3 protein-coding genes are annotated in these 5,028 nt (G+C 37.9%); all 3 read left to right on the forward strand.

The window, feature by feature from the left end:
• Positions 1 to 46 precede the first annotated feature (46 nt).
• The 3 genes from PY364_RS23425 to PY364_RS23435 all read left to right on the forward strand — a co-directional run bounded on the left by PY364_RS23425 (position 47) and on the right by PY364_RS23435 (position 4,933).
• The gene (locus PY364_RS23425) at positions 47 to 925 is read left to right on the forward strand and encodes a sugar kinase (RefSeq protein ID WP_275526810.1); all 879 of its coding nucleotides are present in this window, start codon (positions 47 to 49) and stop codon (positions 923 to 925) included.
• Between the two features lie 63 nt (positions 926 to 988).
• The gene (locus PY364_RS23430; RefSeq protein ID WP_275526812.1) at positions 989 to 3,727 is read left to right on the forward strand and encodes an adenylate/guanylate cyclase domain-containing protein; all 2,739 of its coding nucleotides are present in this window, start codon (positions 989 to 991) and stop codon (positions 3,725 to 3,727) included.
• An 81-nt stretch (positions 3,728 to 3,808) separates the two neighbouring features.
• On the forward strand, positions 3,809 to 4,933 hold the full coding sequence (locus PY364_RS23435) for a cupin-like domain-containing protein (protein WP_275526814.1): 1,125 nt from the start codon (positions 3,809 to 3,811) through the stop codon (positions 4,931 to 4,933).
• Positions 4,934 to 5,028 lie beyond the last annotated feature (95 nt).

The raw sequence follows: 5,028 nt of genomic DNA on the forward strand, positions 1-5,028 counted from the left end.
CCGCCCAGAGGGCGGCGTTACAAACAAAAATATCCTCACATAACTTATGCCTAAAAACGGATTATTTATAGGACTAATAACCTTAGATTTTGCCTATTTAGTCACAGATTACCCTAGTCAAAATCAGAAGATTGTTGCTGCTGACTCCATCACTGCTGCTGGTGGCCCAGCGACTAATGCGGCAGTAACGTTCAGTTACTTAGGCAATAAATCAATGTTGTTAGGAGTCTTGGGTTGTCATCCCATAACTCAGTTAATTAAAGCTGATTTAGAAGAGTGTAAAGTTAGTCTAACAGATTTAGAGCCGATGCACATAGATTCTCCTCCAGTTTCTTCTATTATTATTACTCAAAGTAGTGCGAATCGCGCAGTAATTTCTATCAACGCTACTAAGTCTCAATCTAGCCAAAGGATCGACCCAGATATGCTAAAAGGAGTTGATATCATCCTCATTGATGGCCACCAGATGGCAGCCAGCAAAGAAATTGCTCAAATTGCTAAATCTAACAATATTCCCATTGTAGTTGACGCTGGCAGTTGGAAAGCAGGGTTTGAACAAATATTACCTTTAGTTGATTATACTATTTGTTCAGCTAATTTTTATCCTCCTAACTGCCACAATAGCAAAGAAGTATTTGCTTATTTGTCAGAAATAGGCATTCCTCACATCGCCATCACTTGCGGAGAAAAACCAATTCAATACCTGAGCGGCAGTATAAGTGGCATAATAGAAGTACCTCAAATCAATCCTGTCGATACCTTGGGTGCAGGAGACATTTTTCACGGTGCTTTCTGCCACTATATTTTACAAACAAATTTTACCGAGGCATTGGCGGCGGCGACTAAGGTAGCATCTCATTCCTGCCAATTTTTCGGTACTCGACGCTGGATGGAAAACAGACATTTTACAAAATTTAGGCTATAAATAATCAACAGAGCATCTAGTAAGTAAAATTGGTAGTATACAAAACAATTTAGGTGACGACAGATGCTATTAAAAGCTCTGACCCATTGGATTTCCAAGAGTTCTCAAAAAATACCTCTGCGCCTCGCTTTGGTAGCACCATTTGTTTTGCAAATCTTTGGTACTGTTGGATTGACAGGATATTTATCATTACGCAACGGACAAATAGCTGTTAACAATGTTGCTCAGCAATTGCAGATAGAAATAGGCATTCGCATTGAACAAATGCTTACTCATTACCTACAATTGCCCCTTATTATCAATCGAATTAATGTTAATGCTATGAAGCTAAATCAGTTAAATTTAAAAGATGCTTCTAGCATGACTCGCCATTTTTGGAACCAAAGATTGTTATTTGATTCAGCGAAGATATCTGCAATTTATTTTGGTAGTAACGAAGGAGAATTTTTTGGTCTAGGATGGCAAGATAATCAAAGTTGGCAAATTGGTAGGTCTGGAAAACAAACTAAGAGCAGATTCCACAGCTACGCTATTGATAATGAAGGTAATCCTACAAGTTTATTAGAAGTTGGTAATGTTTACGATCCTAGACTGCGACCTTGGTATAAAAAAGCAGTCGCAGTTGGCAAATCAGTCTGGAGTGAAATTTATATTGATTTTAAAGAACCTCGGCTAAAAATTACTCTAGCACAACCAATTTATAACAATGTAGGCAAAGTGCGTGGAGTAGTCGGTGTTGATTTTATTCTATCTGATATTCAAGACTTTCTCAAAAGCATAAAAATTGGCAAAACTGGACATACTTTTATTATAGAGCGTTCGGGATTACTTGTAGCTTCTTCTACAGATCAACAGCTATTTACTAGAGATGAAAATGGCAAAATTAAAGAGCGTATTCAGGCAAAAAATAGCTCGACACTTGCGATTAAAGCTACTGTGGAATACTTAAATAGTCAAGGGGAGAAATTGACTAAAATTAATAGCATTCAACATTTCATTTTTGATATAGATGGGACTAAACAATTTCTCCAAGTAACTCCCCTAAAAGATGCAAGGGGAATTGATTGGTTGATTCTAGTTGTAGTTCCAGAATCTGATTTTATGCAGCAAATTAATACTAACACCCGTACCACAATCTGGCTGTGTTTCGGGGCATTAATTCTAGCTACAACTGTGGGCATTTTAGTCGCTAACTGGATAACAGATCCCATTTTGCGGTTAAGTGAAGCAACTCAAGCTTTAGCCAATGGAGAATTAGATAGAAAAGTTCAAGAAAAAGGTACAAGAGAACTAAAAATTCTTGCCGGTAGTTTTAACCAAATGGCACATCAATTGAAAAAAACTTTTGCTACTTTAGAAAATACAAATGAAATATTAGAAGCTAGAGTAAAAAAGCGAACAGCAGCCCTAACTAAAAGCGAAGCTCAAAATCGAGCTATCCTCGCTGCTATACCAGATTTAATGATTAGACTCAGCACAGATGGTATCTATTTAGACTGTCTACCATCTAAAGATTTAGAAGCAATATTGCTGGCGAACACCGATCGAATTGGCAAGCATATTTCTGAAGTATTGCCACCTGATATAGCGGAGCGCCAAATGCAATATATAGAGAGAACAATTGCAACTGGTGAAACCCAAATTTATGAGCATCAATTTTGGAATAACGGTCAATTGTATGAACAAGAAATTAGAATTGTTGTCAGCGGCACAAATGAAGTTTTGCTAATTGTTCGCGACATTACTGACCGCAAACGTTTAGAAAGAGAACTGTCACAAACAAGTAGATTTCTCAATAGCATCGTAGAAAATATTCCTTTGGCTTTGTTTGCTAAAGATGTAAATAATGACTTCCGTTATGTACTTTGGAATCGCGCTGCGGAGGAAGTTTACTCAATTCCTCGCCAACAAGTAATCGGACACACTATTTACAATTTTATGGAAAAAGAAATTGCAGAGCGCGTACAGACAGAACACCAAACAATCATTGAAGCAGGTAAGTTAATTGTAGTTGAGGAGATATTTAATAGTAAATTTAAGGGCAATATTTGGCAACGGATTATGAAACTACCTTTGATTAATAAACAAGGAGAAGTGACGCACTTAATGTATATTGCTGAAGATATCACCGAGCGCAAACAGGCAGAGGAGGCGCTGCGAATAGCGCAAGAACAATCAGAACGTTTATTGTTAAATATTTTGCCTAAGACAATAGCTGATAAACTTAAACAAAACCAAAGTGCCATCGCCGAACAATTTGATGAAGCTACAATTCTATTTGCCGATATTGTTGGTTTTACTCCTCTTTCTGCCAGAACACCGCCTATAGAATTAGTTAATTTACTCAATCGCATTTTTTCCACCTTTGACGAATTAGCTGAACTGCACGGTTTGGAGAAAATTAAAACTATTGGTGATGCCTATATGGTAGCGGGAGGCTTGCCAGTTCCTATGGAATCTCACGCCGAAGCTGTCGCTCAAATGGCTCTGGATATGCAAACTGCAATTGCTCGTTTCCAACTGGAAAAAGGTGAGCCTTTCCAAATTCGGATTGGCATTAATACTGGTGCTGTTGTCGCTGGTGTAATTGGGATCAAAAAATTTATTTACGATCTCTGGGGAAATACGGTGAATATTGCTAGCCGCATGGAATCTCAGGGAATTCCAGGCCGCATTCAAGTTACAAATGCTACTTATAAGTGTTTAAAAGATAAGTATTTATTTGAAGAGCGAGGTACTATCGCTATTAAAGGGAAAGGGGAAATGATCACCTATTGGCTGACAGGTAAAAAAGTTGATTAATTAATTGGCAAAAATATCCGGTTTTAATAGTGTCATGCTTGAAATATTTTCTAGACCTTCACTGAAAAATAGATAATATTTATGTCCGACTCCAAACCCGTGAATATTACTCTCCCTCCTTTACGGATTACCCTAACAGATGAGCAGCAAATTACCCTGGAATGGCTGACGCAAAATCTGGGAAATTTGGCATCGGAAACTAAAAAAGAAATTCCTGATAATTTGAGGCGATGGATGGCAATTAATAAGTTGCTGAATCAACCCGAAGATGGGATAATTCAGATGCTAGTCAAAATGGGGGTCGATGCGAATTTGGCAACGGAAGAAGTCAGAGGAATTGCTTCTCATCCTTACTTCCAAATCTGTAACAATTTTGTGCAGTTATTGCAGAAAATGGAATCTCAGTTACAGATTCAGACTCAACTAGCTGCACTATCTTCTAAGTTTGGCACAATTGAACGTAAAAGTAATCTTTCTAGAGCTGAGTTTTTAGAGAATTACTACGCTAAAAATACTCCTGTTATTTTGACAAATGCTATGAGCAATTGGCCGGCTTTACATTTGTGGAATCCTAATTATCTTAAACAAAAATATGGTCATGCAACAGTTGAAATTCAGAGTAACCGTGAGTCTGACCCGGAATATGAAATCAACTTAGAAAAACATAAGCAAACTGTTTTGTTTAGTAAATATGTTGATATGGTTGCCAGTAGCGGTGAAAGCAATAATTATTACATGGTTGCTAATAATCAAAATCTAGAACGGGAAGAATTTAAAAGTTTGTTTGATGATATCGACATCTTCTCTGAATATTTGAACCCCGCAGATACAAGCGGGAGAGCATTTTTTTGGTTCGGCCCTGCGGGTACAATTACGCCGCTGCACCATGACCCAGTTAATTTAATTTTAGCTCAGGTTTTGGGACGCAAGCGGGTGAGGATGATTTCACCGGAGCGAACACCTTTGATGTACAATTATGTAGGAGTATTTAGTAAGGTCGATGGTGAAAATCCTGACTTTGAAAAATATCCGCTCTATAGAAATGTTAAAATTTTAGAGTTCATTTTGGAACCGGGAGAAGCGCTTTTTATTCCTGTCGGCTGGTGGCATCATGTTAAGTCGCTAGATGTTAGTATTTCAGTTTCGTTTACTAACTTTATATTTCCTAATTATTATGAATGGAAATATCCTCATGTTCAGTGGTAATAGTTAGTTGGTGGTTGTTGGTGGTTAGTAGGTTGGTAGAGTGCAGTAACGCCGCCATCTTGGCGGTAAAGTCACCGCCAAGATGGCGGCGTTAC

Source organism: Kamptonema sp. UHCC 0994 (assembly GCF_029167235.1).
In the GTDB taxonomy this organism is placed as follows: Bacteria; Cyanobacteriota; Cyanobacteriia; order Cyanobacteriales; family Microcoleaceae; genus Kamptonema.